The organism is Algiphilus sp. (genome assembly GCF_023145115.1).
Classification (GTDB): domain Bacteria; phylum Pseudomonadota; class Gammaproteobacteria; order Nevskiales; family Nevskiaceae; genus Algiphilus.
This window is the reverse complement of record NZ_JAGLEJ010000024.1, coordinates 1-25,674: the sequence shown is the minus strand read 5'-3', so window position 1 is coordinate 25,674 and position 25,674 is coordinate 1. Positions and strand designations below refer to the sequence as shown.

Annotated in this window: 18 protein-coding genes; 14 read left to right on the top strand and 4 right to left on the bottom strand. The window is 66.6% G+C overall.

Annotation, left to right across the window (positions count from 1 at the left end; translation table 11 throughout):
* The first annotated feature begins 23 nt into the window (after positions 1-23).
* From KAH28_RS08255 to KAH28_RS08235, 5 genes are read left to right on the top strand one after another with little or no spacing between them, the layout of a single operon-like run.
* A complete protein-coding gene (locus KAH28_RS08255; protein WP_290575549.1) occupies positions 24-2,186 on the top strand; it encodes a 3-hydroxyacyl-CoA dehydrogenase NAD-binding domain-containing protein in 2,163 nt (720 codons plus the stop codon).
* A 19-nt stretch (positions 2,187-2,205) separates the two neighbouring features.
* A complete protein-coding gene (locus KAH28_RS08250; RefSeq protein WP_290575547.1) occupies positions 2,206-3,675 on the top strand; it encodes a coniferyl aldehyde dehydrogenase in 1,470 nt (489 codons plus the stop codon).
* Positions 3,676-3,701: 26 nt separating this feature from the next.
* Positions 3,702-4,853: an acyl-CoA dehydrogenase family protein gene (locus KAH28_RS08245; RefSeq protein WP_290575545.1), complete on the top strand. Its 1,152-nt coding sequence runs from the start codon at positions 3,702-3,704 to the stop codon at positions 4,851-4,853.
* Entirely contained in the window at positions 4,850-5,650 is an 801-nt protein-coding gene (locus KAH28_RS08240) for an enoyl-CoA hydratase-related protein (protein WP_290575543.1), read from the top strand. The genes KAH28_RS08245 and KAH28_RS08240 overlap by 4 nt, the downstream gene beginning before the upstream one ends.
* A 4-nt stretch (positions 5,651-5,654) precedes the next feature.
* Positions 5,655-7,004, top strand: coding sequence for a CaiB/BaiF CoA-transferase family protein (locus KAH28_RS08235; protein WP_290575541.1), 1,350 nt, complete (start codon positions 5,655-5,657; stop codon positions 7,002-7,004).
* Between the two features lie 99 nt (positions 7,005-7,103).
* Here KAH28_RS08235 and KAH28_RS08230 read toward each other — a convergent pair whose 3' ends face one another.
* Positions 7,104-8,798, bottom strand: coding sequence for an AMP-binding protein (locus tag KAH28_RS08230; RefSeq protein ID WP_290575539.1), 1,695 nt, complete (start codon positions 8,796-8,798; stop codon positions 7,104-7,106).
* On the bottom strand, positions 8,795-9,466 hold the full coding sequence (locus KAH28_RS08225; RefSeq protein ID WP_290575537.1) for a TetR/AcrR family transcriptional regulator: 672 nt from the start codon (positions 9,464-9,466) through the stop codon (positions 8,795-8,797). Before KAH28_RS08225 ends, KAH28_RS08230 begins: the two co-directional genes overlap by 4 nt.
* 146 nt (positions 9,467-9,612) lie before the next feature.
* Between KAH28_RS08225 and KAH28_RS08220 the strand changes: the two genes are divergently transcribed.
* The 7 genes from KAH28_RS08220 to KAH28_RS08190 all read left to right on the top strand — a co-directional run bounded on the left by KAH28_RS08220 (position 9,613) and on the right by KAH28_RS08190 (position 21,764).
* The gene (locus KAH28_RS08220; protein WP_290575535.1) at positions 9,613-11,973 is read left to right on the top strand and encodes a hypothetical protein; all 2,361 of its coding nucleotides are present in this window, start codon (positions 9,613-9,615) and stop codon (positions 11,971-11,973) included.
* 1 nt (position 11,974) lies between these two features.
* The gene (locus tag KAH28_RS08215; protein WP_290575533.1) at positions 11,975-14,098 is read left to right on the top strand and encodes a molybdopterin-dependent oxidoreductase; all 2,124 of its coding nucleotides are present in this window, start codon (positions 11,975-11,977) and stop codon (positions 14,096-14,098) included.
* 99 nt (positions 14,099-14,197) lie between these two features.
* Positions 14,198-16,294 carry a hypothetical protein gene (locus tag KAH28_RS08210; RefSeq protein ID WP_290575531.1) on the top strand — a complete coding sequence of 699 codons (2,097 nt, stop codon included), beginning with the start codon at positions 14,198-14,200 and terminating at the stop codon, positions 16,292-16,294.
* Positions 16,295-16,512: 218 nt separating this feature from the next.
* Entirely contained in the window at positions 16,513-18,942 is a 2,430-nt protein-coding gene (locus tag KAH28_RS08205; RefSeq protein ID WP_290575529.1) for a hypothetical protein, read from the top strand.
* A 42-nt stretch (positions 18,943-18,984) separates the two neighbouring features.
* Entirely contained in the window at positions 18,985-19,464 is a 480-nt protein-coding gene (locus tag KAH28_RS08200) for a DUF4334 domain-containing protein (RefSeq protein ID WP_290575527.1), read from the top strand.
* 79 nt (positions 19,465-19,543) lie between these two features.
* Positions 19,544-20,440, top strand: a complete 897-nt coding sequence (locus KAH28_RS08195) for an alpha/beta hydrolase (RefSeq protein WP_290575525.1) — start codon at positions 19,544-19,546, stop codon at positions 20,438-20,440.
* A gap of 169 nt (positions 20,441-20,609) precedes the next feature.
* On the top strand, positions 20,610-21,764 hold the full coding sequence (locus KAH28_RS08190) for an acyl-CoA dehydrogenase family protein (protein WP_366918154.1): 1,155 nt from the start codon (positions 20,610-20,612) through the stop codon (positions 21,762-21,764).
* A 21-nt stretch (positions 21,765-21,785) separates the two neighbouring features.
* Here KAH28_RS08190 and KAH28_RS08185 read toward each other — a convergent pair whose 3' ends face one another.
* Complete coding sequence (locus KAH28_RS08185) at positions 21,786-22,952, bottom strand: CoA transferase (RefSeq protein ID WP_290575521.1); 1,167 nt, start codon at positions 22,950-22,952, stop codon at positions 21,786-21,788.
* 33 nt (positions 22,953-22,985) lie between these two features.
* Complete coding sequence (locus KAH28_RS08180; protein WP_290575519.1) at positions 22,986-24,131, bottom strand: CaiB/BaiF CoA-transferase family protein; 1,146 nt, start codon at positions 24,129-24,131, stop codon at positions 22,986-22,988.
* A gap of 104 nt (positions 24,132-24,235) precedes the next feature.
* On the opposite strand from KAH28_RS08180, the gene KAH28_RS08175 reads away from it, so the two are divergent.
* Positions 24,236-24,613 carry an OB-fold domain-containing protein gene (locus KAH28_RS08175; protein WP_057796766.1) on the top strand — a complete coding sequence of 126 codons (378 nt, stop codon included), beginning with the start codon at positions 24,236-24,238 and terminating at the stop codon, positions 24,611-24,613.
* A gap of 3 nt (positions 24,614-24,616) precedes the next feature.
* A partial coding sequence (locus KAH28_RS08170; RefSeq protein ID WP_290575515.1) for an acetyl-CoA acetyltransferase occupies positions 24,617-25,674 on the top strand: 1,058 nt, incomplete at its 3' end.

Genomic DNA, 25,674 nt, shown 5'->3' with positions numbered 1-25,674 from the left:
CCCATCGAACAACGGATCACGACATGACCACGCTGAATATCGACATCGACAGTCAGGGCATCGCGCTGCTCAGCATCGACCTGCCCGATCGCTCCATGAACGTCATCACGCCCGAACTCACCAGCGAGCTCGATGCGGCGATCGATCGCATCGCCGGCGACGACGGCATCAAGGGCGCCATCATCACCTCCGCGAAGCAGGGCAGCTTCGTCGCGGGTGCGGACCTCAAGGGCATGCTGGCGTCCTTCGACCGCGGCATCGATGCGGTCGAGGCCGCGGGCAATTCGGAGGAGCTTTCGGTGCTGTTCCGCCGCATGGAAACCTGCGGCAAGCCCTTCGCCGCCGCCATCAACGGGCTGGCGCTGGGCGGCGGTCTCGAGATCTGCCTTGCCTGCCACTATCGCGTGCTGAGCGACGACCCGCGCGCCGTGGTCGGCCTGCCCGAGGTCAATGTCGGGCTGCTGCCCGGTGCCGGCGGCACCCAGCGCCTGCCGCGACTCGTCGGCATCCCGGCGTCGCTGCCGCTGCTGCTGCAGGGCAAGCAGGTCAAGCCGGCCGAGGCGCTCAAGATGGGCATCGTGCACGAGACGGCGCCGGCCGCCGAGCTGGTGGATCGCGCGCGCGCCTGGCTGAACGGCGAGCCCAGCGCGGAGCAGCCCTGGGACCGCAAGGGCTTCAAGATTCCCGGCGGTGCCGGCCCCATGGCGCCGCACGCGAGCGAATCCTTCGTCGCCGGCAACGCACTGACCGCGTCGGCCACGCAGGGCAACTATCCGGCGCCGCAGGCGATCATGTCCTGCGTCTACGAGGGCACCCAGGTGCCGATCGACGTCGGCCTGCGCATCGAGAGCAAGTACTTCGGCAAGCTGCTGTCCGGCACGGTCGCGCGCAATCTGATCCGCACCATGTTCGTGAACAAGGGCGCTGCCGACAAGCTCATGGGCCGACCCAAGGACGTGCCGAAGTCGCAGGTGCGCAAGCTGGGTGTGCTCGGTGCCGGCATGATGGGCGCGGGCATCGCGCACGTCAGTGCCAAGGCGGGCATGGAGGTCGTGCTGCTCGACGCCAGCCAGGAAGGCGCCGACCGCGGCAAGGCCGGCATCGAGAAGCTGCAGGCCGACAGCCTCAAGAAGGGGCGCACCACCCAGGAGAAGATGGACCAGATCCTGGGCCGGATCACCACCACCACCGACTACGCCAAGCTGGACGGCTGCGATCTGGTGGTCGAGGCGGTGTTCGAGGACCGCGCCATCAAGGCCGATGTCACGGCCAAGACCGAGGCCGTGATTCCCGAGACGGCGGTGTTCGGCTCCAACACCTCGACCCTGCCCATCACCGGCCTCGCCAAGGCGTCGAGCCGTCCGAACAACTTCATCGGCATCCACTTCTTCTCGCCGGTCGAGAAGATGCCGCTGGTCGAGATCATCGTCGGCGAGCAGACCAGCGACGAGACGCTTGCGCGCACGCTCGACTACGTGCAGCAGATCAAGAAGACGCCGATTATCGTGCACGACTCGCCGGGCTTCTTCACCAGCCGCGTGTTCGGCTGCTTCACGCAGGAAGGCCTGCGCATGCTGCTCGACGGCATCGCGCCGGCGCTGATCGAGAACGCCGCCAAGCAGGCGGGCTTCCCGGTCGGTCCGCTGGCCGCCTCCGACGAGGTCACGCTCAGCCTGCAGCAGAGCATCTTCCGCCAGCAGGATGCCGACGGCCTCGATGACAAGTTCCGCGGCAAGATCGGTCGTCCGGTCATCGACAAGATGGTCGACGAGCTCGACCGGCCCGGACGCCGCTTCGGGGGTGGCTTCTACGACTACCCCGAGGGTGGGCCCAAGCGGCTCTGGCCCGGGCTCGCCGAGGCCTTCCCGCAGGCCGCCGAGCAGCCGGACGTCGAGGAGGTCAAGAAGCGCTTCCTCACGATCATGGCGCTGGAGAGCGCGCGCTGCTTCGAGGAGGGCGTGATCAATACCGCGGTCGATGCCGATGTCGGTTCGATCCTCGGTATCGGGTATCCCGCCTGGACCGGCGGCGTGCTGTCGTACATCGATACGGTCGGCGCGGCGGAATTCGTCGCCGACTGCGAGGCCCTGGCCGCCAGGCACGGTCCGCGCTTCGAGCCGTCCCCGGGGCTGGTCGAGCGCGCCCGCGAGGGCCAGGCCTTCTATCCCACCGCCAAGGCAGCCTGACGCGCTGCAGGAGCCGGTCATGTCCGCGCAACCCGCCGTCGCTTCAACGAACGATCACGGGATCGATGATCTCGCGACTCTCCTGGACCGGCAGCGGGCCGCCTTCACGGCCCGCGGCGAGCCGTCGGGGTTCCGCGAGCGGCGCGATGCGCTGCGGCGCTTCGAGGACGCGCTGGTGGCGCGGCGGACGGATATCGCCGCCGCCATCAGCGCGGACTTCGGCGGCCGCGCGCCGCAGGAGTCGATGCTCGAACTGTTCGTGGTGCTCGATGACCTGCGGCATGCGCGTGGCCGACTCAAGCGCTGGATGCGCCCGCGGCGGGTATCGGCCAACTGGCAGTTCCTGCCCAGCCGCGCGCGGCTCATGCCGCAGCCGCTCGGTGTGGTCGGTGTCATCGGGGCCTTCAACTACCCGGTGATGACGGCGCTGTCGCCGGCAGTGGGTGCGCTGGCAGCGGGCAATCACGTCATGATCAAGCCGTCCGAGCGCACGCCGAAGACGAGTGCGCTGATCGCCGAGATCGTCGCCGGCGTGTTCGCACCCGAGGAGGTCGGCGTTGTCGTCGGCGATGACGCGGTGGCGGAGCAGTTCTCGAAGCTGCCCTTCGACCACCTCGTGTTCACCGGGTCGACCCGGGTCGGCAAGCTGATCATGCGCGACGCGGCCGAGCATCTGGTGCCGGTGACCCTGGAGCTGGGCGGCAAGTCCCCGGCCATCGTCGGGCCGGGCTACGATCTCAAGCACGCTGCCGAAACCATCGTCCAGACCAAGCTGCTCAACGCTGGCCAGACCTGCGTTACCGGCGACTATGCGCTGGTCGCCGACGGCGATCGCGATGCATTCCTGGAGCACGCACGCGCGGCGATCCGCCGCTTCTACCCCAGTCTGGTCGACAATCCGGACTACGGCCGCGTGCTGATGGCCCGCGACTGGGAACGGCTCGACGCCTGGGTGCGCGAGGCCGGTGACGGCGGTGCCACGGTGGAGCAGTTCAATCCCGCCCGGGAGGACTGCAACAGCGGCAACGGCGTGTTCCCGCCGACCCTGGTCTCGGGTGCTCCCGACGACATCAGGCTCAGTCGGGAGGAGATCTTCGGCCCGGTGCTGCCGGTGGCGACCTATCGCACGCTCGACGACGCCATCGCGCAGGTGAATCGCGGCGAGCGCCCGCTCGCGCTCTACTTCTTCAGTCGGCGCAGGGCCGATGTCGATCGCGTGCTGCGGCGGACCATCGCCGGTGGCGTGAGCATCAACGGCTGCGGCTATCACGCCATCCAGCACAATCTGCCCTTCGGCGGCGTCGGTGCCAGCGGCATCGGTGCCTATCACGGACGCAGTGGTTTCGAGCGCTTCTCGCACATGAAGCCGGTGCTCTTCCAGAGTCGCCTGACCAAGGCGGGTGCCCTGCTGCAGCCTCCGTTCGGCGCGATGGCGGCGTGGGTACTGGGCTTCATGCTGCACAACCGACCGCGCCGCGAGCGCTTCTAGCTTCTTTCGTCACCGGAAACCGCTGAATGCAACGTCCCGAAGTCCCCTCCGAGCTCGAGCTCTTCCGCGACAACGCCCGCAAGTTCTTCCAGACCGAGATCCATCCGCACGGCGAGGCCTGGCGGGAGGCGGGCATGGTGGACCGGGAGGCGTTCCGGAAGGCCGGCAACGCCGGCTTCCTGTGCATGTGGGCGGACGAGAAGTACGGCGGTCTCGGCATCGAGGACTTCCGCTACGAGCAGGTCCTGATCGAGGAGAACGCCCGCTTCGGCGACAGCGGCTACTTCATCACGCTGCACAGCCGGCTGGTGGCCCCTTACCTCAAGCACTTCGGTACCGAGGAGCAGCGCGAGCGCCTGCTGCCCGACATGATCAGCGGCGAGCGGATCCTCGCCATCGCCATGACCGAGCCCGATGCCGGCTCCGATCTCGCCGGCATGAAGACGCGCGCCGAGGACAAGGGCGACCACTGGGTGCTCAACGGGGCCAAGACCTACATCTCCAACGGCATCCTCGCGGATGTCGTGGTGGTGGCGGCCCGCACCGATCCGGAGAATCCGCACGGCGTGACCCTGTTCCTGGTCGAGCGCGGCATGGAGGGCTTCGAGCGCGGGCGCAGGCTCAAGAAGATGGGCATGCACTCGCAGGACACTGCCGAGCTCTTCTTCCGCGACCTGCGCGTGCCCAAGGCGAACGTGCTGGGCAAGCCGCACATGGGCTTCATCCATCTCATGCAGGGGTTGGCCGAGGAACGCCTGATCGCGGCCTGCGGCAATCTCGCCGGTGCGCGGGCGGCGATCGACGTGACGCGCGAGTTCGTGCGCAACCGCAAGGTCTTCGGCAAGCCGCTCAGCAAGATGCAGAACACCCGCTTCAAGCTCGCGGCGCTCGATACCGACGCCGACATCGCCCAGGTCTATGTCGACCGCTGCGTCGCGGAGCACAATGCCGGCCGCCTGACCGCCGAGGATGCCGCCCGTGCCAAGCTGTTCACCAGCGAGCTCCAGGGGCGCGCGGTCGACGAGGGCGTGCAGCTGCACGGCGGTGCCGGCTACATGGACGAGTACCCGATCTGCCGCATGTACCAGGATGAGCGCATCCACCGCATTCTCGCCGGCACCTCCGAGATCATGAAGGAGATCGTCGCGCGCGCCATACTCGACAAGGAGACGTCATGAGTTACCAGGACATCCTCTACGCCGTCGAGGACGGCGTAGCGCACATCAGCATGAACCGGCCCAAGGCGCTCAACGCCATGACCGTCGAGCTCATGGACGAGCTCACCGATGCCTTCGGCAGGGCGGCCGACGACGATGCCGTCGGCGCCATCATCATCACCGGAGAGGGCCGTGCCTTCTCGTCGGGCGCCGACCTCGATGCCTCCAGCGCGAACCCGCCGCTGGACGTCAAGGGCCGGCTAGATCTCGGCTACCCGCTCGACCGGTACTACAACCCGCTGCTGCTCAAGATGCGCGATCTGCCCAAGCCGGTGATCGCCGCCGTCAATGGTCTGGCGGCGGGCGCGGGTGCCAATGTGGCGTTGATGGCCGATCTCACCATCGCGGGGCGTTCCGCCTACTTCCTGCAGGCATTCGTCAACATCGGCCTTATCCCGGACGCCGGCGGCACCTGGTTGCTGCCGCGCGTCATCGGTACCCAGCGCGCCATGGGCACGGCGCTGCTGGGCGAGCGCCTGCCGGCCGACAAGGCCCTCGAGTGGGGGCTGATCTGGGACATCGTCGACGACGAGAAGCTCATGGAGACCGCGCAGACGCTGGCGCTGCGCCTTGCGAAGGGGCCGACCGTGGCCATCAGCCGCATCAAGCGCGCGATTCACGCCTCGGCGCAGAACAGCCTGGAGGCGCAGCTGGACCTCGAGGCCGATCTGCAGCGCGAGTGCGGCCGCTCGGAGGACTTCCTGGAAGGTAGTATGGCCTTCGTCCAGAAGCGCAAGCCCAACTTCAAGGGCCGATGACTCCATGACCACCACCAATCCGCTGCTCGAGGGCATCCGCGTCCTCGACCTCTCCCGACTGCTGCCCGGGCCCTTCTGCACGCTCTATCTCGCGCAGATGGGGGCCGAGGTCATCAAGATCGAGGATCCTGCCGGAGGCGACTATGCGCGCGGCACGCCCGACATGTTCGCTCTGGTCAACCGCGGCAAGAAGTCGGTCACGCTGGATCTGCGCGACGAGCAGCACCGCGCCCAGTTCTTCGAGCTGGCGCGCGATGCTGACGTTGTCCTGGAATCGTTCCGCCCCGGCGTGATGGAGCGGCTGGGCTGCGGGTACGAGCAGCTCAAGGCGTTCAATCCACGCCTGGTGTACGCGTCCCTGACCGGTTACGGCGCCACCGGGCCCTACCGTGACTGGGCCGGTCACGACATGAACTACCTCGCCATCGCGGGCGTCATGGACCAGATCGGCCGTGCCGGCGGTGCGCCGGCGCAGAGCAACGTGCAGATCGCTGACCTCGCCGGCGGCGGCCTTACCTGTGCGCTCGGCATTCTGGCGGCCGTCATCGGGGCGCGTGCGTCCGGTCAGGGCACGATGATCGATTCCGCCATGATGGATGGCTCGCTGGCGCTGCAGACCATTGCGATGTCGACGCTGCGTGGCAGCGGCAAGGCGCCGGAGCGCGGCGCCGACATGCTCACCGGCGCGCTGCCCAACTACACGGTCTACCGCTGCCGCGACGGAAAGTATCTCGCCGTGGGCGCGCTGGAGCCCAAGTTCTTCGCCAAGCTGCTGGAAGCGCTCGCGGAGCTGGCGCCGAAGCCGCTGCGCGGGCGCCTGCTGAAGGCGCTCAAGGGTGGAGGAAAGAGCGGCAAGGGTGGCAAGAAGAAGGCGAAGTCCGACAGCGGCACGGGGGGCAATCAGTTCGACAAGCTGCTGGCCAGCGTCGGGGACATGAGCCGCGCGCGTCGCGTGACCGCACCGGTGCGGCTCGCCCTGCAGGCGATCTTCCTCACCCGCACGCGCGACAGCTGGGCGGCGCTGCTCGGTGATCGCGATGCCTGCGTGACGCCCATCCTTTCCCTCGACGAGACGCTGCGCGATCCGCAGGTGGTGGCCCGCAACCTCATCGAGGACGACAACGGCAAGCCGGCCTTCGCGTTCCCGCTGCGCTTCTCGCACCCGCTCACCCCGGTGGCGCCTGCGCCGGCGCTCGGCGCCGACAACGACGCCGTCCTCGGCGGGCTCGGCAAGGCGGCGCCGGCGTCCGGCGGCGGAGCGGGCAAGAAGGCGGCGGGCACGGCCCGGAAGGCCGGTGGCGCGCGCAAGACCCCCGTCAGGAAGGGGCGGGCGGCGAAGAAGACTGCTGGCTGAGGGCGCCATGCGTCGCGCGAGTGCGCGACGACATCATGGGCATGAAACGAAACGGGCGCCTCAGGGGCGCCCGTTTCGTTGTTGCCGGCGATGCAGTGGTCAGTCCTCCCAGATGACGGACTGCCGCATGCCGAACCACTGCGGCGCGTGCGGTTCGTAGTGGTTCTCGATGACGTTGCGACGGATCTTCATGGTGGGCGTGAGGAAGCCGTTCTCGATGTTCCATTCGGAGCGCAGCAGCACCATGAACGCGATGTGCTCGTGCGGGTCGAGGGTCGCGTTGACCTCGTCGCGCAGTGTCACCATCTCGGCGGCGATCTCCTCGCGCTCGGTGGCCTCGATGGCGCGTCCGCGCAGTTCCTCGGATAGCAGGATCAGCGCGAAGGTGGCCGACTGGTTGGCGCCGCACAGGCAGGCGACCTCGACCTTGCTGTGGGCCCCGAGCTTGTTCTCGATGGGGACCGGCGCGACGTACTTGCCCTTGGCCGTCTTGAAGAGATCCTTCACCCGCCCGGTGATGCGCAGGCGGCCCTGGTCGTCGACCTCGCCCATGTCGCCGGTCTTGAAGAAGCCGTCCTCGGTCATGCATTCGGCGGTCTTCTCGGGCTCCTTGTAGTAGCCCATCATCTGGCCCGGACTCTTGACCTGCACCTCGCCGGTCTCGGGGTCGATGCGGCACTCGACGCCGGGGTTGGCCGGTCCGACGTAGCCCGACTTGGCGTCACCGGGACGCGTGAAGTGCGAGTAGGCGCAGTTCTCGCTCATGCCGTAGGCCTCGAGCAGATCGAGACCGAGTCCGCGATACCAGGCGAGGATCTTCTCGGGCAGCGGTGCCGCACCGGTGAAGGCCACCCGCACGTTCTCCAGACCCAGCTGCTCGAGGATCTTGTGCTTGATGCGCTTGCCCAGGATCGGGATGCGGAAGAGCACCCGCTGCTTCTTGAGCGGGAGCTTGTCGCAGACCGCGAGATAGAACTTGGTCCACAGACGCGGGACCGAGAAGAACATCGTCGGGCGTGCGCGCCGGAGGTCCTCGACGAAGGTGTCGAGGGACTCCGCGAAGTAGACGTGGAAGCCGTGGTAGACGGCGTTGTTCTCCACCACCATGCGCTCGGCGACATGCGCCAGCGGGAGGTAGGAAAGCATGCGGTCCTCGGTCGACACCGGGAACAGGTCCTGCAGCAGCGTTCCGCAGACCTGGAACGAATGGAAGCTCTGCATCACACCCTTCGGCTGACCGGTGCTCCCGGAGGTGTAGACGATGGTGGCGAGCTCGTCGGACTGGCGGTCCGGCTTGCCCGTCAGGGGCTCGGTGGCGGCGGTGATGTCGTCCCAGGCTCGGCCCTCGACCTCGGCCGGTGCCAGGGGCAGGGTAACCACCGGGAGTTCGCCGGGAATCCCGGGCGCCATCATGTCCCAGTCGTCCAGCTTGCCGACGAAGAGCAGCCTGGCTTCGCTGTGGTCGAGCACGTAGCGCACGGTCTCGGCATTCAGCGTCGGGAACAGCGGCACCGTGACGTGACCGGCCATCCAGATCGCCCAGTCGGCCAGCATCCAGTGCGCCGAGTTCTTAGCCAGCAGCGCGATATTGCTGCCGGGCGGGAGCTCGAGCGAGCGCAGGTGCGCGGCCATGCGCCGGACCTGATCCATGCTCTGCGCCCAGGTGTACTCGGCGACCTTTCCGTTGCCGAGGGGCTGGGTCAGGTGAACGACATCCGGGCGTGTCGCTTCCCAGTGATAAAGGCGGGCGAGCGTCGTCTGCTCGGCTAGGGTGGACTGCTTGGCTCCAGTCACGATCTCCTCCGTGTGGCCGTCGATGGTTGAGCGGGCGCAGTGTCGCCGCGCTCCCTTGCATAGTGCTCGAGGAATCCCGTCATGGCGGCGATTGCCGCGTCGCGGTATTCGGTGGTGATCTCGCCGTGCTCGAAGAACGAGCGGCGGAAGCAGGCCGTTCCGATGTCGGCGGAAAGGGTGCCGATATCGGGCGGGGCATCGGGTGCTAGTCGGGCCGTCGGCCACGCCATGCGGCCAAGTTTCCCGAGGCGCTTGTTGGTGAGCTCCTGTGCGCGATAGCTGTCGTCGGTGACCGCGCCGCCGAGCAGCAGCAGGCGCGCGGCGGGGTGGGCATTGTGGTAGGCGACCGCGTGGTCGACCACGCGTGCGATGCCGTCCCGCCAGCCGAGCTTGCGCAGTTCCTCGGCGTCCGAGAAGAACACCTTCTCGAGCTCGCGCAGATGCCGCTGCACCAGCTCGTTGAGCACGGCGTAGGGCGTCGGGAAGTAGGCGTAGACGCTGCCGCGCGTGAAACCCAGGCGCTCGGCGATGACCGGGATCGAGAAGCCCGAGAGGCCGCGTTCGATGAGCACGCGCTCGGCTTCCTCGAGAATGCGGTCGAACCGCTCCTGGGCGCGCTTCTGCGTTGGGCGTCGCGCAATCGCGAGCGGGTCGAGGGCCTCGTTCATCCGCCCAGAATATAACCGTTCCCAAGATTTGACAAATGTCAACATAGGCGTATATTGACAATTGTCACATAACGATACGGTCATGCAGGGACGGAGGAGACAGCATGCACCAAGAGACTGGGGTGATTCGGGGGCGAATCGCTTGGATGGTGCTGCCCGTGGCGCTCGCCGCGTGCAGCGGCGACTACAGCGGCGGCACTGCTTCGGGCGGTGGCGGCGGCGGTGGCGGCGAGGGGGCACGCGCCGCCAGCATGGAGGCGCTGTTCAGCGATCAGGTCCAGCCGCGGCTCGACTTCTGCCGCACCTGTCATGTCCCCGGCGCCGCCGCCGATGTCGAGGACGGTCGGGACTTCCAGCTCAGCAGTGATCGAGGCGCCGACCTCGCCAATCTGGAGACGAGCTGGGAGCGTCTGGGGGGCAACGACCCGACATCGCGCATCCTGCTGATGGCGTCCGGGCAGGAGACGCCGCACACCGGTGGCGCACCCTGGCCGGAGGGCAGTGCCGCGTACGATGCCATGGCCACTCTGCTCGGCTGCTTCGGCGATCCGGAGGGCTGCGACGCGCTGCTCGAGGGCGCGCCTGATGACGCGCCGGCGGACGAGCTGCCGCTGCTGGGGAGTCGCCGCGGCGGCCACGCCTGGTTCGACTACTGCGAAGGGCGCGACGATGCCGCCGAGCTGCCGGCGGATCCGCGCTCCCTGGTGCAGCCCGGTGTGAGCGACGGCAAGGCGGTGCACTTCAATGCCTACTGGCAGGACTGCCACGCCTATCCGGAACGCGTCAACGAGCGCCCGCATCCGGAGAACTGCGGCGAGCTGCGGACCGCGCTGGATCGCGGCGCGACCCTCATGGAAGGTCAGGGTGGCGAGGGCGCCGGCAACTTCTTCGACGCCAACAACACCGGTGGCCTGTTCTCGATCTCGGCCCAGAACTACAACCGGCTGTGGCAGATCTGGGGGCTCTCCGAGCGTCCGGAGAACTTCGACCATCTGGTGGCCGAGCGCTTCGGCGTACCGCGTACCAGTCGGCGGAATCCCTATCCGCTGCCCGGCGAGGATCCCAACGAGACCGACGGCGGTTCGGGCCAGCTTCCGGCCAACTTCACTCAGACGCGCAACCCGGACGGCAGCTGGACCGGGCAGATCGGGCTGACCTGTCACGGCTGCCACAGCGGCGAGATCGGCTCGCCCGAGGACGGTCCCGGGCTCGGGCTGGTCTACGGATCCGGCAACAGCAACGGCGATGTCGGCGTGATATCGCGGGACCTGGCTGCCGCCGGCGCGCCCGCCATCGGCGTGTTCAGTCTGTTCGCGGAGTCGCGCGGCACCAACAATGCCGCCTTCTTCAACATCGCCGCGCTCGGCGGCGTCCGTCCGGACCGCTCGCTGCTCGGGGTGCTGTTCTCCGGTTCCAACGCCTCCGGCGACACGCCGGCCTGGTGGAACGTGGGCAGTCGTCCGCTCAAGTTCTGGGACGGCCTGTTCCCCTCCGATGCGGTCCGGGTCGATCTGGCCTTCTACACGCCGCTGGGGCAGGACGGCGCCGACCAGTGGGTGAACGAGCACGCCCAGGATGCCGACAAGTGGGTGCTGTCCCTGAAGGCACCCGAATATCCCATGCCGATCGACGAGGACCTCGCGCGTCAGGGTGCGATCCTGTTCCACAGCAAGGACCTGTGGGCGGAGAACCTCGACAATCCGGCGCCCCCGCCGCAGGGCGGCAACGGCTCCTGCGCGAGCTGCCACGGGGCCTACTCGCCGCGCTTCGTGCACGATCCCGGCTACCTGGCCACTCCCGAGCTGGAGGGCATCGCCAGCTATGTCGTCAGCAAGCCGGTGATCCGCACCGATCCGGCCCGTGCCAACACCCACAACGAGGGCACGTCGCAGGCGATGGCGCGGACCTCGATCGGCTACCCCGAGCTGCAGGGCACGGATGTCGACTGCGGCACACAGACGCGTGCCTCGGCGCGCGGCGGGCATCGCGAGCTCGGCTATCTGGCGCCGCCGCTGTACGGCATATGGGCCACCGCGCCCTATCTGCACAACGGGGCGGTGCCCACGGTCTGGGACCTGCTCAAGCCCGAGGAGCGGCCGGCGCTGTGGAAGCGGGTCTCGACGCCGGCTCCCCCGGATCAGGCGGGCGAGGTCGTCATGGGTTTCGACACCGATCTCGACCGTGCCTACGACCAGCAGCGCATGGGCTGGCACTACGAGTCGCTGTCGTGCGGTGCCGGCACCATCCCCTTCCTGCAGTGCAACCCGATGAATCCGGAGCGCGACCCGGTCCTGCAGCAGATCCTCGGAGTGCTCTACGACAACCTGTTGCTGGCCTGGAATGTGGGCAACGCCGATTCCCTCGGTGCGTTCACGCCGGAGCAGGTCGAGAACCGCAAGATCTACAACACCCACATGTACAGCCAGGGCAACGAGGGGCACGACTTCACCGCCGTGCTCACCGATGCGGAGCGCCGCGCCCTCATCGAGTACCTCAAGACGCTCTGACATGAGCCGGCGCATACCGACCTTCTGCCGCGTCTGCGAACCCTCCTGCGGCCTGGTCGCGGAGGTGGACGGAGACCGACTGGTTCGTCTGCGGCCGGACGCCGACCACCCGGTGACACGCGGATTCGCGTGTCACAAGGGTGTCGGCTTCGACGCCATCCATCACGATCCGGACCGGCTGGATCATCCGCAGCGGCGCAATGCGGACGGTGGTTTCGATCAGGTGGGCTGGGACACGGCGGTGAGCGATATCGCCGATCGGCTTGGACGCATCGTCGCGGAGAGCGGCGGCGATGCCGTCGCCGCCTACTTCGGCAATCCGGGCGCCTTCAGCGCAACCGCGGCCCCCGCGCTCGGGTCGCTGATGAAGCAGCTCGGCGCGCAGCGCCTCTTCAACTCGGGAACACAGGACTGTTCCAACAAGTTCGCGGGCGGCGAGGCGGTATTCGGCACCAGCACCCTGCATCCAGTGCCCGATCTCGAGCGCACCGACTACGCACTGATATTCGGGGAGAACCCCCGCGTATCGCACATGAGCTTCGTGTCGATGGCGGACCCGATGGCGGCCCTGCGTCGCGCGCGCGAGCGGGGTGCGCGCATCCGGTTCGTCAATCCGCGCCGCATCGAGTCGGTTGCGCCGGGCTCCGACGAGCTCGTGCAGATCCGCCCCGATACCGATCTGTACTTCATGGCGGCGCTGCTGCACGAGATCGATGCGGCGGGGATGTTCGACGAGACCGTGATTGCCGATCACGGTCGCAACATCGCGGGCCTGCGCGCCTTCATCGCGCCTTACAGTGCCGATGCCGTGGCGGACGTGGTCGGGATCGATGCCACCGCCATCCGCACCATCGCCCGCGACTTCGCCTCGGCCGAAGCAGCCAGCGCTCACATGAGCACGGGCGTCAACATGGGGCGTCAGGGCACGCTGTGCTACTGGCTCCTGCAGATGCTCAGCTTCGTCACCGGCAACCTCGACCGACCGGGCGGGAACCGCTACGGAGCCGGCTTCTATCCCGCGACCCGTTCGGGGCGCGTCGACCCGGAAGCCGACCCGTTCTTCGACAGCGCCTTCGGGGAGCTGCGCGCGGTTCGCGGAACGCTGCCCGGCAACCTGCTCGCGGACATGATCGAGGGAGGCGACACGCCGATCCGCGCCCTCATCGTGATCGCCGGCAACCCGTTGCTGTCGATCGCCGGCGAGACGCAGCTGCGCGCGGCCTTCGAGAAACTCGACCTGCTCGTGGTGCTCGATCTCTATCGCAGCGCCACCGGCGAGCTCGCGGACTATGTGCTGCCCTGCGCGGACATGCTCGAGCGGCCGGACATCAACATCTGCGGACTCGGCCTGCAGGCGGAGCCCTTCGTTCAGTACACCGATGCCGTCGTCCCGCCGGCAGGCGAACGCCGCGAGGAGTGGTGGATTCTCGCGCGTCTCGAGCAGGCGATGGGGCTGCGTTCGCTGCTCGATGCCGGCGAGAGTGCCGATCCCTTCGCGCGATTCGGCCGCATGCTGTCCTACGCGGGGCTCTCGGTGCAGGCGCTGCGCGACAGTCCGAGCCAGACCGTGAAACTGCCGCCGCCGGAGACCGGACGCTTCTATGACGACTGGATCCAGACGCCCGACCGACGGGTGGATTGTTGCCCGGCGCTGTTCGGCGGGGCGCTGCGGCGCGCGCACGAGCTGTTCGACGAGCTGCGTGCCGAGCCGGCGGAACAGCTCAAGCTGATCAATCTGCGCACGCCCTACATGCAGAACAGCTGGTACCAGAACGTCGCCAAGCTGAAGCGCCCCGGGCAGCAGGAGAACCCCGTGCACGTATCGCCGGAGGATGCCCGGCAGTACGGCGTGCGGGACGGCGACGCCGTCGAGCTCTCGAATACCCACGGTCGTCTGAGCGCTTCGGTGCGGGTGGACGACACCCTGCGCGACGGCGTGGTCGCCATGACCCATGGCTGGGGCAATGCCCGGAGTTCCGGCATGCGCGTGGCGCAGCGCTATCCCGGCACCAACGTCAACGTTCTGCTGCCCAGCGGGCCGGGCAGCTACGAGCGGCTGAGCAATCAGGCGCACATGACCGGTATCCCGGTGGTCATGCGGACGCTCGCCGATAACGGCGCCTAGCCCCGCGGGTTGCGGCCCGCCCGGTCAACGGCCGCCCTGCGCCACGAGTCACACAAGAGCGCTCGATCACGGTCGAAGCGCAGCGAAGGAGGAGATCCGATGAAACGGAACCACGGAGTGGCGCTTCGCCCGTTCGAATGGGCGAAGTACCTGCGACGAATCACCGTCGCCACCACAGGCATGTCGATGGCCCTGCTCACCGGGCTCGCACCCGCGTACTCGGGCGAGGAGGGGCCGTTGCTGGGCAGCAGCCGCGGCGGCTCGGCGCAGTGGGATTTCTGCGACGGCAAGCCCGACGATGCCGTGCTGCCGACCGACCCCAGAACGCTCGTGCAGCCGAACATCAGCGATGGCAGGGCGGTGCACTTCAACGCCTACTGGAAGGATTGCCACGTCGACCCCCAGGCCGTGGGGGAAGAGGGGCCGGCGCAGACCTGCGGCGAACTGCGCGATCGTTTCCAGCGCGGCGAAGCGCTGCTGACCAACGGGCACCCCGGGGTCGGTGCCCTGTTCAGCGGAACCGATCCGATGACACCTGAAGCGGGATTCGGGGTCGCGACCTTCAGTGCCCAGCAGTACAACAATCTGTGGCGTTCGTGGAACGGCTTCTTCTTCCGCCCGGACAATTTCGACTATCTGGTTGCCGAGCGCTACGGCTCCGGCCTGAGCGAGGCGCGCAACCCTTACCCCAGGCCCTGGGAGGATCCCAACCGCACCAACGGCGGCACCGGGCAGCTGCCCGAGATGTTCACGCAGCTGCGTAACGAGGACGGGAGCTGGAGCGGTCGCATCGGCATCACCTGTCACGCCTGCCACAGCGGTGTCGCCGGTTCCCCCGAGGATGGAGAGGATCTCGGCGTCCTGCAGGGGAGCGGCAGCAGCCTTGCCGATCTCGACCTGTTGCTGCGCGACATGCTGCCGCTGGGCTATCCCGCGTCGCTGGCCACCTTCGCGAATCTCAACAGGACCCGCGGCACGAACAACGCCAGCGACATCAATCTCGCGTTCCTGTTTCCGGACGAGGGTTTCCTGCCGCCGGATGTCGTGCTGGGGCTGCTGAATTCCGGCTCCACCGCCGGCATGGACACGCCGGCGTGGTGGAACATGGGGCACCGCCCGGTGAAGTTCGTCGACGGCGTGTTCCCGATGGACGCTCCGCGCGTGGACATGGTGTTCTACACGCCGTTCTTCGGGCTGTTCGGCAGCATCGGGGGGCCGGTGAGTGAGGCGGGGCAGGACTGGATGCGCGAGAACGGACCCGCACTCAATACCTGGGTCGAGTCGCTCAAGTCGCCGGCGTATCCCTACGATGTCGATACCGAGCTCGCCGAGCAGGGTGCCGAACTCTTCCACACGCTCGACATGTGGGCCCCCGAGCGCGACAACCCCGTACCGAAGCCGGAAGGCAACGGTTCGTGCGCGAGCTGCCACGGCGCCTACGCGAACCAGTACGCGAACGACCCCGGATTCCTCGCCACGCCAGAGCTCGAAGGCATCGCCAGCTACATCGTGCCGATGGACATCATCGAGACCGATCCGGTACGCCTCGAGACCAACAACGAGGCCGTGCAGGTGGCCGGTGCCCGCAACTTCTTCGGCTATCCCCCGACGCAGGGCACCGCGAACGACTGCGGTCCGCAGAACCAGGAACGGCTGCGCGGCGACCGCGAGCCCGGCTACCTGGCGCCGCCGCTGTTCGGGGTCTGGGCAACGGCGCCGTATCTGCACAACGGCTCGGTGCCCGACATGTGGTCGCTGCTCAAGCCGTCGGAACGGCCTTCGATCTGGCGTCGCGTGTCGGAGCCGGCACGCCCCGATCAGCGGGGACGCGCGGTAATGGGTTTCGATACCGACCTTGATCGTGCCTATGACCGGACGCGCATGGGCTGGGACTACGAGCCCATCGCGTGCGAGCACCGGACCTGGTGGAACCCCTCGGTGACGCCCTACCTGAGCTGCGATCCCAACGACGAGGACGCGACTCCGGTGGCGCAGGAGCTGCTCTCAGGGCTCTACTCGAACCTCATTGCGGTATGGAACGTGATGTTCCCTCCCACGCTGACCAGGGCGCAGATGGAGGACCGCAAGATCTACAACACCCACATGTTCGGCCAGGGCAACGGCGGGCACGAGTTCAATGCGGTGCTGACCGACACCGAGCGGCGCGCCATCATCGAGTACCTGAAGACCCTCTAGGAGGGCATGCGCTCCCGGCGCCCGTTCGGGCGCCGGGAGACCTTCCGGTGTCACCCGCGGGCAGTCCGGTTCGCCGGACGGTTCCGCGCCTTCCGCGCCGGCTGGATTCGGGCTGGACGGCGGTTCGACCCCGCCGAACATTATTGACATATGTCAATTTACGACGATAATGACAGATGTCAGAGACGATTCCAGTTCCGACCGGCGGAGGAGACCGCATGCCAACGGGACACCAGAGGCCCAATCCGATTCGTGTTCTCGCGCTCTCGTTAAGCGCTGCCATCGCTGCGTGCAGCGGTGACTACAGCGGCGGCACTGCCGCGGAAGGCGGCGGCGGCAACGGGGACGGTGGCGCGCGCGCCGCCAGCGTCGAGCAACTGTTCACGGACCAGGTCCAGCCACGCCTCGATTTCTGCCGCACGTGCCACGTGCCCGGCGCGGCCGGCGACGTCGAGGACGGCCGCGAGTTCCAGCTGAGCCCCAACGCGGGAGAGGACCTCGCCAATCTGGAGGCGAGCTGGGAGCGCCTGGGCGGGAACAATCCGACCTCGCGCATTCTCCTCATGGCCTCCGGCCAGGAGACGCCGCACACCGGCGGCGCCCCGTGGCCCGAGGGCAGCTCCGCCTACGACGCGATGGCGACGCTGCTCGGCTGCTTCGGCGACCCGGATGGCTGCGACGCGCTGCTCGACGGCGCTCCGGGCGATGCGCCCGAGGACGACCTGCCGCTGCTCGGCAGCCGCCACGGCGGCCATGCATGGTTCGACTACTGCGAGGGCAAGGACGATTCGGCGGCGTTGCCGCCGGACCCGCGCTCGCTGGTGCAGCCCGGGATCAGCGACGGCAAGGCGGTGCACTACAACGCCTACTGGGTGGACTGCCACGCGTACCCCGAGCGCATCGACCAGAAGCCGCATCCCGAGACCTGCGGCGACCTGCGCGCCCGCGACGAAGCCGGCGCCGAGTTGATGCGCGGCAACGGCGGCATCCACGCCGGCACCTTCTTCAACGGCGATGCCGACGGCTCGCCGCTTGAGGTTTCCGCTGATCAGTACAACCGCCTCTGGCGGGCATGGGGACTCAACGAGCGTCCCGACAACTTCGACAAGCTGCTCGCCGAACGCTACGGCATGCCGCTCGGCCAGGAGCGCAACCCGTACCCGCTGCCCGGCGAGGATCCGAACGAGACCGAGGGCGGCTCCGGTCAGCTTCCGATGTTCATGACCCAGTTCCGCGAGGATGACGGAACCTGGACGGGCAAGATGGGCTTCACCTGCCATGCCTGCCACAGCGGCAAGGCCGGTGATCCGGAAGAAGGCGGCATCGGGCCGGGCTTCATGTACGGCAGCGGCAATCCGCTCCCCGACATATCGCTGATGTCGCGCGAGGTCGGTGTGCGCAGCCTCAACCCGGGGGCGATCTTCAGCATATTCGGCAAGAGCCGCGGAACCAACAACGCCAGCGTCGTCAACGTCTTCTTCCTGCTGAATCAGCAGACCGGGCTGCGGCTCGATCGGTACACCCTGGATGTCATCACCTCGGGATCCACCGCTTCCGGCGATACCCCGGCGTGGTGGAACGTGGGCAGCCGCCCGGTCAAGTTCCAGGACGGCATCTGGTCCGGTGATGCGTCGCGGGTGGACATGATCTTCTACACCCCGCTCAACGGCGTGTTCGGCGGCATCGAGGGCGAGAACTGGGTGCGCGAGCATGCCCAGGACGCCGACACCTGGATGATGGGGCTCGAGTCGCCCGAGTACCCGATGGACGTGGACGAATCGCTGGCCCGCCAGGGCGCGATCCTGTTCCACAGCAAGGATCTCTGGGGCGAGAACCTCGACAATCCCGTGCCGCGTCCCGAGGGCGGCAACGGTTCCTGTGCCAGCTGCCACGGCGCCTACTCGCCGCGCTACGTGAACGATCCCGCCTTCCTCGCGGATCCATCGCTCGACGGCGTGGCCAGCTACATCGTGCCGAACGAGATCATCGGTACGGATTCCGCGCGCGTCGACACCAACAACGAGGCGGTCAACGAGTACGCCACGACCAGCTTCCTGGCCTATCCCGAGACCGTGGGCACGGATCAGGACTGCAGCGCGCAGAACCGTACTGCCGCCAGCGGCGACCGGGCGCCCGGCTATCTGGCGCCGCCCCTCTACGGGGTCTGGGCGACTGCTCCGTATTTCCACAACGGCGCGGTGCCGGATGTCTGGGGCGTGCTCGATCCGGAGGATCGTCCGGCGCTCTGGCGCCGGGTGTCCGAGCCGGCGCCGGCCGGGCAGGAGGGCCAGGTCGTGATGGGCTACGACACCAGCCTCGAGCGCGCCTACGACGAGCAGCGCATGGGCTGGAAGTACGATGAGCTCGATTGCGGAGACAGCGGGACCACACCGCTCCTGACCTGCTCGCCCGGCGGCGAGAACGATCCGGTGCTGCAGGAGATCCTCGACCTGCTCTACGGCAACGTCATCGCAGCGTGGAACATCGGCAACGTGCCGACGCTGCTGCAGGTGGGCCGCCGGCAGATCGAGAATCGCAAGGTCTACAACACGCACCTGTACAGCCAGGGCCGGCAGGGGCACGAGTTCACGCGCGTGCTCACGGACCAGGAGCGCCGCGCGATCGTCGAGTATCTCAAGACGCTGTAGCGCACCGGCCCGACGATGGATCAAGCGAGCACAAGGGTGGAGATGGACGCGGTGGCAGCGGTGGAGCGCTTCCGGGAACTGCGGGGGCAGTCGGGGCGCATTGCAGTCGGCGAGCTCGAGCGCGTGTACGACGCGCTCGAGCCGGTCGAATGCGAGTCCATCCTGGGACGCTGGAAGGGCGGGGACTTCGATACCGGGCACCCGGTCACGCAGCAGCTTGCGGCGACCGGCTGGTACGGGAAGACCTTCCACTCGGTCGAAGAGGTCGATCCGCTGATCTGCCGGGGGGCGGATGGCGAGCTGTTCTCCGATCTCGAGACCATGGGCGGCGGCGCCAGCCTCTGGATGGTTGCCTACCGGGGCAAGGTGTCGGCGACCATGGTCTACGACCGGCGCCCGGTGCTCGACCATTTCCGCCGCATCGACGATGACACCCTCATGGGTGTCATGAACGGCAAGGGTGTGCTGCACGACGGTCACCCTTACTACTTCTACCTTCAGCGGGTCGACGCCGGTGCCTAGTGCCGCGCTCCGGACTCCGTCGAAGCGACTGCCTTGAAGCGCCGCCCTCGTGCGGCCCAGCTGAATACATTCGAACAAGATGCCCTACTTCCAGGCGCGTGACGGCGCGCGATTGCACTATCTCGACATCGGTCGCGGCACACCCAACGTCATGCTGCATGCCTTCGGCATGCGTGCGGCGTTCTGGCTGCCGTACGTGTTGCCCTACGTGCTCACCAACCGCTTCGTCATGCTCGACTTCCGCGGTTTCGGTGGTTCGCGGCACGTACGATTGACGCGTGCCGATGCGCTGGGCCAGAACGCCGACGATGTCCAGGATCTGCTGGCGCACCTGAAGCTCGACAATCCGCGCATGGTCGGATTCTCGATCGGAGCCGCCAGCGCCTTCGCGTACCAGCAGCGCTATGGCTTCGATCATCTGCGTGCCTACATGCACGTCGACCAGACGCCCTGCATCGCCAACAAGCCGGACTGGCGCTGGGGCCTGATGGGCGACGACAACGAGGCCGCCTTCGAGCGCGGTCGCGCGCTGCTGCAGGCCTTCGACGGCGTGGACCATGCGCTGCCCTTCAAGCAGCTGCCACCGGACCTGCAGGAGCAGTTCTGGGCCTGGTTCGCGGAGTTCTTCCGCAGCTGCTTCGGGAGCATCTGGTGGCGGCTCGTGCTCGGCGCCGGCGGGGTGCGCTACGGCCGCATCCTGCTGGAGCCGAACAACTGGAGTGCCTACCTGCGCTGCGTGGCATCGTTCATCGAGCAGGACTACGACTTCCGGGATTCGCTGCGCTCGGTGCGCACGCCGCTGTGGGTGCTGGTCGGCCGATCGTCGCAGGTATTCCCGGCGCAGGGGCAGCGCCACATCGCCCGGTTGGTGCCCGGCGCCCGCGTCCACGAGTTCCGCGGCGCGGGGCATGTGATCCCGGTCGAGGCGGCAACGCGATTTACCTATACGCTGGGTCGCTTCCTTGCCAGGACCTGAGGGCATGGGGCGGAAGCGGCGTCGTCCTTTCACGGGAAGCCGCGCGCATCCCGAAATGGCACGCTGACGCCGGGCGCATCGACGGCGCCCGTCCCCGAGAACCATTCACTGAATCCGGATACACGACATGACATCGACACCGCCATCCGTGCAGAGCACGGTTTCCCCGATGATTCCGCGCACCATCTTCGGTGACGAGCACGAGGAGTTCCGCCGCAGCGTGCACCGCTTCCTCGCGGAAGAGGTCATGCCGCATCACGAGGCATGGGAAGAACAGCAGCACGTCGACCGCAAGATCTGGAACCTTGCAGGCGACATGGGCATGCTCTGTCCGACCGTTCCGGAGGAATACGGCGGACCGGGCGGCGACCGGCTGTACAGCGTGGTCGCGCTCGAGGAGATGATGCGCGCAGGCGCCTCGGGCATCGGCTGGCCGGTTCACTCGGACATCGTGGCACCGTACATCGTTGCCTACGGCTCGGAAGAGCAGAAGCAGCAGTGGCTGCCGAAGCTGGTATCCGGCGAGACGGTCGGCGCCATCGCGATGACCGAGCCCGGCACCGGCTCCGATCTGCAGGGCATCCGCACGCAGATTGCGGAGGATGGTGACGACTACATCCTCAACGGCAGCAAGACCTTCATCACCAACGGCTACCTCTGCGATCTCGCCATCGTGGCGGTGCGCTCCGCCGATGGCGAGAAGGGTGCCAAGGGCGTGTCGCTGCTGCTGGTGGAAGCCGATCGCCCCGGCTTCAGCAAGGCCAAGCCGCTCAAGAAGGTCGGCATGAAGGCGCAGGACACCTGCGAGCTGTTCTTCGAGAACGTGCGGGTGCCCAAGTCCAACATCCTGGGCGGCGAGAAGGGGCTGCATCAGGGCTTCACGATGCTCATGCGCGAGCTCGCCTGGGAGCGCATGGTGATCGCCGTGATGTGCGCCGCCGGCGCGCGCAGCGCCTTCGAGCAGACCGTCGAGTACACCAAGAACCGCAAGGCCTTCGGCAAGCCGGTGGCGAGCTTCCAGAACAGTCGCTTCAAGCTCGCCGAGATGCGCTCCGAGATCGAGATCGGGCAGGTCTACGTCGACCGCTGCCTGGAGCTCGTGCTGCAGGACAAGCTGTCGCCGGAGGCCGCCGCGGCGGCGAAGTACTGGTGCTCCGACATGATGAACCGGGTGATCGACGAGTGCGTGCAGCTGCACGGTGGCTATGGCTACATGCTCGAGTATCCGGTGGCGCGGGCGTGGGCCGATGCCCGTGTCATGCGCATCTTCGGCGGCACCAACGAGATCATGAAGGAACTGATCGCACGCTCGATGGATGTTTGATCCGTCCGGTGCCGGGTGGGGCTACTCCCTGCCCGGCCCCAGAATTTCGTCGCTGTGTTCCCCAAGTCGCGGGGCCGGGCGATGATCATGTCGCGCAGGGGTCGCCGAAAAGCGAACCGGCGGGCGTGTCGTCCAGATCGCACCTTCGGTCGGGTGATCAATCCGTTGAAAGAACCCGGTTGCGGCAAGATGGGGATCGTTCGGCAAATCTGACAGGTTGCGCACTGGCATGGCGGGTATGTCGGCCTGCTCCATGAGGTCAAGCCACTCATCTGTGGTCCGGGTCAGCGCAATGTGCGCCACCATATCGTATACTGCGCCGATGTTGCGGCTACGGGCGTCCATGTCCGTGACCCAGACATGGTCGATCATGTCATTGCGCCCAACCGTCTTGAAAAACCGCGCCCATTGTACGTTGGTGTAAGGCAGAATTGTGATGTAGCCATCAGCGGTCTGAACTGGATGCCGGTGCGGAACCAGCATGCGGGCATAGCCGAAATCCTGCGGAAGCTCTTCAAAGGTGGCACCATCCATATGTTCGGCCAACAGGAAGGCGGCCAGCGTCTCAAACATCGGAACCTCGACATGCTGGGCCTCTCCAGTACGTTCGCGGTGGAATAGGGCACCCATCACGGCATAGGCAGCGGTGACCCCGCCAAGCTTGTCGGCGAGAATTGTCGGGGCATAGGCGGGCGGTGCCTCGGGGTCGCGAAGGGTCGCCAGGCTGGCCAATCCCGACACCGACTGGACGGAATCGTCGAATGCAGGCTTGGCGGCATAGGGCCCGTCCTGCCCGAAACCGGTGGCGGATACCGTGATCAGGTTCGGGTTTTCCTGGCGTAGGGTTTCGGGATCCAAAGACAATCTGGCCAGCGCCGCAGGCCGGATGCTCGAAATCGTCACATCGGCATCGATGAGCAACTTGCGCAACTGATCGCGACCGGTTTGCGTTTTGAGGTCGAGTACGACACTGCGCTTGTTACGGTTGGCCCCCAGAAAAGCGGCACCCATCAGCTTGTTGCGCGATGGCTGGACCTGGCGAAGAAGATCGCCCTCGGGGCCTTCGACCTTGATCACATCGGCCCCCAGATCGCCCAGCATCTGCGTCGCCAAAGGTCCGAAAACCACAGAAGTCAGATCGACGATCTTCACGCCTTGAAGGATCCCCGGTTTGTTCTCAGCGGCCATTTGGTTGTCCACCCTTTTAGTTGCCCACCGTTTTTATGAACGACGGCCGAACTCAGCGCGAAGGGCTTTGCCTTGCGCATCGAAGGCCGGGCAGGCACCCAGTGCCGTTTCACCGAGGCTGCGACGGATCGGGGGTGACGGGACGTTGATTTCACCGGACGGCGTGGCAATCACGGACCGGTCGAGCTGGGGGTGATCGGACAGGGTCGCCACATCGTTCACCGCGCCAGACGCAATGCCCGCAGCGTCAAGCCGCTTCAGCATCTCGGCGCGGTCATGCGAGGCGAACACGGCCTTGATGAGAACTTCGAGCGCGGGTTTGTTTTCAATTCGCGACGTGTTGTCATGGAACCGGGGGTCGGTTGCCAAAGCCGCATCGCCCAGTATGTGTTCACAGAACCGTTGCCATTCGCCGCTGTGCTGAACGGTAATGACGACAAGCTGACCGTCCTTGCATTCATAGGCCCCGTACGGGCAGATGACCGTGTGGTTCAGTCCGACACGAGGTGTCGGCTTGCCAAGGTAATCGTGATACAGCAGCGGAACCGACATCCAGTCGGCCATCACATCAAACATTGCCACGGAAACGCCGCTGCCCTTGCCGGTGCGATCACGCCCGACAAGTGCTTCGCAGATTCCAGCATGGGCTGTCATACCGGTGGCGATATCGCAGACCGACACGCCCACCCGTCCTGGTCCGTCGGGTGTACCGGTCACTGATGCCAGACCGCTCTCGCATTGCACCAGAAGGTCATAGGCCTTGGCGTCGCGCATCGGGCCGTCTTCGCCATATCCGGTGATGTCGCAGGTCACGAGACGCGGGAAGCTCTCTCTCAGAGTCGCGGAATCGAGCCCGAGCTTGGCCAGCGCGCCCGGCAGCAGGTTTTGAATAAACACATCTGCGTTTTCCAGCATCCTGAGCAGGATTTCACGGTCTTCGTCGGCTTTAATGTCCAAGGCGACCGATTCTTTGCCTCGGTTCAGCCATGTGAAATAGGCGCTTTCACCGTTGGCGGCGGTATCGTAGGCGCGGGCGAAATCGCCGGCTCCCTTGCGTTCGATCTTGATCACACGCGCGCCGGCATCGGCCAGCCGCGAGGAGCAAAAAGGCGCGGCGACTGCCTGTTCCAACGCAACGACGAGTTTGCCGGAAAGGGGGGCTAAGTCTGAACCTGACATGAGTTTCTCTCAATTGATCCTGAAAGGTTGACTAAATCTAACAAATGTTAGAAAGGTTATCAATACGCTTAAACAAAGACTGGGTCGCTTGAAGGAGAACGCCTATGCAGGATGCCAAAGGACCAGACCAGCTTTTCCAACGCGCGCTGGCAGAGGGAGAGATCCTGCTGCCCAAGTGCGACGACTGCGGGGCCTATCACTTTTTCCCGCGAGTCCTGTGTCCACATTGTCATGGCACCGCGATTTCGTGGAAGCAGGCCGGCGGCAAGGGACGGGTCCACACCACAACAGTCGTGCGCCGAAAGCCCGAACGGGGCGGCGACTACAACGTATGCGTCGTCGAGCTGGACGAGGGTGTCCGGATGATGAGCCGGGTCGAGGGCATTGCCCCGGGTGAGGTCGTCATCGACATGCCTGTAACCGCATTCGTGGGCGAGGCCGAGGGTGTTCCGGCCGTGCTTTTCAAACCGTCGGAGGGATAGGCCATGACCACTGAACTTCGGGGGAAATCCGCCATCGTGGGAACCGGTCATGCCGGTTTCGGAGAAGCCCATGGCCTGACGGCCTATGATGTCATGGCGCAATCTGCGCTTGCGGCGCTTGGCGATGCCGGGCTGAAACTGTCCGACGTCGACGGGCTGTTTTGCACCATGATGGAAGACAGCATGCCGGCGCTTATGGCGGCGGAGTATCTGGGCATCCAGCCCCGTTTCATTGATGGCACGATGTCGGGCGGTTCGTCCTTCGTAAACTACCTGACGTCCGCGACCATGGCGCTGGACGCCGGTCTGTGTGATGTCGCGCTGATTGTTTATGGCTCCAACCAGCGCACCGCGTCGGGCAGACTGGTGACCGCTTCACGTCCTCCGGCCTACGAGGCGCCGTATAATCCGCGCTATCCGATCTCGGCCTATGCGATGGCGGCGGCGCGGCACATGCATGAATATGGTACCACCCGCGAACAGCTGGCCGACGTGGCCGTTGCCGCGCGGGCCTGGGCGCAGCGCAACCCCGAAGCGTTCGAGCGCGGCCCGCTGACCCGCGAGGACGTGTTGGGTTCGCGCATGGTGGGCGATCCATTGACCGTGCGCGACTGTTGTCTTGTCACCGACGGTGGCGGCGCGATCGTAATGGTCCGCGCGGACCGCGCCCGGGATTTCCCGAAGGCACCTGTCTATGTGCTGGGCAGTGCTGCGGCAAGCTCGCACCGGCAGATTTCCCAGATGAAGGATTTCACCGTGACCGCGGCCCGCGACTCGGGCGCGCGCGCCTTTGCGGCGGCCGGAGTGACCCCTGCGGATATCCAGGCGGTCGAGCTCTATGATGCCTTCACCATCAACACGATTTTGTTTCTCGAAGATCTTGGGTTCTGCGCGAAGGGCGAGGGAGGGGCCTTTGTCGAGGGCGGACGCATCGCGCCTGGCGGCGTGTTGCCGGTGAACACGAATGGCGGCGGCCTGTCCTGCGTGCACCCCGGGATGTACGGCATCTTCACAGTGATCGAGGCTGCCCGTCAGATCCGTGGCGACGCGCCGGGCATTCA

Bases quoted from the DNA above. Each gene is read 5' to 3' on its own strand.
- KAH28_RS08235 (WP_290575541.1), top strand. From the start codon at position 5,655: ATGACCACCACCAATCCGCTGCTCGAGGGCATCCGCGTCCTCGACCTC.
- KAH28_RS08190 (WP_366918154.1), top strand. From the start codon at position 20,610: ATGATTCCGCGCACCATCTTCGGTGACGAGCACGAGGAGTTCCGCCGC.
- KAH28_RS08185 (WP_290575521.1), bottom strand. From the start codon at position 22,952: ATGGCCGCTGAGAACAAACCGGGGATCCTTCAAGGCGTGAAGATCGTC.
- KAH28_RS08200 (WP_290575527.1), top strand. From the start codon at position 18,985: ATGGACGCGGTGGCAGCGGTGGAGCGCTTCCGGGAACTGCGGGGGCAG.
- KAH28_RS08180 (WP_290575519.1), bottom strand. From the start codon at position 24,131: ATGTCAGGTTCAGACTTAGCCCCCCTTTCCGGCAAACTCGTCGTTGCG.
- KAH28_RS08215 (WP_290575533.1), top strand. From the start codon at position 11,975: ATGAGCCGGCGCATACCGACCTTCTGCCGCGTCTGCGAACCCTCCTGC.
- KAH28_RS08195 (WP_290575525.1), top strand. From the start codon at position 19,544: ATGCCCTACTTCCAGGCGCGTGACGGCGCGCGATTGCACTATCTCGAC.
- KAH28_RS08205 (WP_290575529.1), top strand. From the start codon at position 16,513: ATGCCAACGGGACACCAGAGGCCCAATCCGATTCGTGTTCTCGCGCTC.
- KAH28_RS08210 (WP_290575531.1), top strand. From the start codon at position 14,198: ATGAAACGGAACCACGGAGTGGCGCTTCGCCCGTTCGAATGGGCGAAG.
- KAH28_RS08225 (WP_290575537.1), bottom strand. From the start codon at position 9,466: ATGAACGAGGCCCTCGACCCGCTCGCGATTGCGCGACGCCCAACGCAG.
- KAH28_RS08175 (WP_057796766.1), top strand. From the start codon at position 24,236: ATGCAGGATGCCAAAGGACCAGACCAGCTTTTCCAACGCGCGCTGGCA.
- KAH28_RS08220 (WP_290575535.1), top strand. From the start codon at position 9,613: ATGGTGCTGCCCGTGGCGCTCGCCGCGTGCAGCGGCGACTACAGCGGC.
- KAH28_RS08255 (WP_290575549.1), top strand. From the start codon at position 24: ATGACCACGCTGAATATCGACATCGACAGTCAGGGCATCGCGCTGCTC.
- KAH28_RS08250 (WP_290575547.1), top strand. From the start codon at position 2,206: ATGTCCGCGCAACCCGCCGTCGCTTCAACGAACGATCACGGGATCGAT.
- KAH28_RS08245 (WP_290575545.1), top strand. From the start codon at position 3,702: ATGCAACGTCCCGAAGTCCCCTCCGAGCTCGAGCTCTTCCGCGACAAC.
- KAH28_RS08240 (WP_290575543.1), top strand. From the start codon at position 4,850: ATGAGTTACCAGGACATCCTCTACGCCGTCGAGGACGGCGTAGCGCAC.